The following is a 2,067-nucleotide window of genomic DNA, read 5'->3' as shown; positions in this document are numbered from 1 at the left end:
CGCGTAGCGCCCGCCGTCGGCGACGAGCTGGTCGTGGGTGCCCTCCTCCACGATCCGGCCCTGGTCCATGACGACGACGCGGTCGGCGGTCTGCGCCTGGGTGAGGCGGTGCGCGACCACCAGGGTGGTCCGGCCCTTGGTGGCGGCGACCGCCGCGTTCTCCAGACGGCGCGCGCCCGAGCTCCCCGCCTCGGCGGTGGCCTCGTCGAGCACCGCCAGGTCCGGGTCGGCGAGGACGAGGCGCGCGAGGGCCAGGTGCTGGGCCTGCTCGGCGGTGAGCGCGTGCCCGCCCTCACCGACCACCGTCTCCAGCCCCTCGGGCAGGGCGCGCACCCATTCCAGGGCGCCGACGGCCTCCAGGGCGCTCTCCACCTCGGCGGGGGCGGCCTCGGCGCGCGCCAGGCGCAGGTCGTCCAGGAGGGTCCCGGCGAACACGTGGGTCTCCTGGCTCACCAGGAAGACGTGCTCGCGCACGCGTGCCTCCCCGAGTTCGTCCAGGGGGACGCCGCCGAGGAACACCGTCCCGGAGGTGGGCGCGCGCAGGCCGCTGACCACGGCGGCCAGAGTCGTCTTGCCCGCCCCGCTGGCACCGACGAGCGCGACCCTCTCGCCCGGGGCGACCCCGAGGGTCACCCCGTCCAGCGCCTTGGGCGCTCCCGGCGCGTAGGCGTGGCTGACCGCGTCCACGCGCAGGGAGGTACCGGCCGGGCCCTCCTCGGGGCGCGGGTCCTCTGCCACGGGCAGATCGATGACCCCGGCCAGCCGGGCCAGGCTCGCCCCGGCCTGCTGGACGTCGTTGAAGTTCATCACCAGGAACCCGATCGGGCCGAAGAGCCGGTGGAAGAACAGGGCGGCGGCGGTGACCATGCCGACGGTGGCGAGGTCGCCGCGCACCAGGAAGAAGCCGACGACCAGGACGGCGCCCAACCCGACGAACTCCGAGCCGTTCATACGCGCACCGAGCCGCGTGAAGAGGTAGAACACGTCGATGGTGAGCCGCATCGCGGTGCGGGAGCGGTCCGCGATGACCTGTTCGTGCTCCTCCTCCAGGCGGTAGGCGCGCACGGTGCCCCGGCCGCGAAGGGCGCCCATGAGCGCGTGCGAGCGCTCCCCCATGGCGATCCGTTCGCGCGCGTAGTAGGGGCCCGACCTCGGCATGTACCAGCGCACCGCCCAGACGTAGAAGGGCAGGGCGGCCAGCCCGGCCAGGCCCAGGCGCCAGTCCAGCGCGGCCATTCCGGCGGTGGTGAGCACGACCATGGCCAGGGCGGTGACGACCTCGGGACCGTTGCGCGCGATGGCGTTGGTGACCACGGCGACGTCGTCGCCGACCCGGGAGAGCAGGTCGCCGATCCGGACCTTCTCCAGCCGGGCGGCGGGCATGTGCAGGACCCGCTCCATCACGCGTTCGCGCAGCCGGGCCAGGACGGTCTCGCCGACCCGGCTGACCTGCCAGGCCCCGAGCCCGACCAGGACGCCTCCGACCAGGGCGGCCCCGGCGATGAGCGCGGCCGACCGCAGGATCACCTCCAGGCCCTCTCCCGCGGAGATGTCGTCGACCATCGAGCCGAGCACCCAGGGGGCGACCAGCCCGGCGGCGCTGCCTCCGAGGACGGTGAGCAGGGCCAGGGCGGTGGCCCAGGGAATGGACCTGAGCCCGTCGCCGAGGACGGCCCAGGTGCGCCGGGCGTCGGCGGTGGGCAGGAGTTCGGGCCCGGCCGCCGCGGGGGCCTCGGGTTCGGTCTCCGGGGGTTCGGGCCTGGTGACGGGTTGCGTGCTCATCGCAGGATCGCCTCGCGGTAGTGGGGGTCGTCCTCGGCCAGTCGTGCGTGGGTGCCCTCGGCGTGCACCCGGCCCTCCCGCAGCACCACCACCCGGTCGGCGCGGGCCAGCAGCGCGGGGCTGCTGGCGATGACCAGGGTGGCGCCGCCGGGTGAGCGCCGGGCGCGCAGGTCGACGGTGCCCTGGGCGATGGCGGCCTCCGTGACCGCGTCGACCGCGGTGGTGGGGTCGTGCAGGACCAGCACGGGCGGGTCCGCGAAGAGGGCGCGGGCCAGGGCGACGCGC

At 75.5% G+C, this 2,067-nt stretch carries 1 protein-coding gene and 1 pseudogene; both read right to left on the bottom strand.

Translation table 11 applies throughout. From position 1 onward, the window contains the following. A partial coding sequence (locus D452_RS29070) for an ABC transporter ATP-binding protein (RefSeq protein ID WP_017547145.1) occupies positions 1-1,782 on the bottom strand: 1,782 nt, incomplete at its 3' end. Further along, positions 1,779-2,067, bottom strand: a pseudogene (locus tag D452_RS29065) (ABC transporter ATP-binding protein); the annotation flags it as partial. The pseudogene D452_RS29065 and the gene D452_RS29070, both read right to left, overlap by 4 nt.

This window comes from Nocardiopsis prasina DSM 43845, assembly GCF_000341265.1.
Classification (GTDB): domain Bacteria; phylum Actinomycetota; class Actinomycetes; order Streptosporangiales; family Streptosporangiaceae; genus Nocardiopsis; species Nocardiopsis prasina.
Note: the sequence above shows the minus strand (reverse complement) of the source record. Positions and strands in the feature narration are given on the sequence as shown.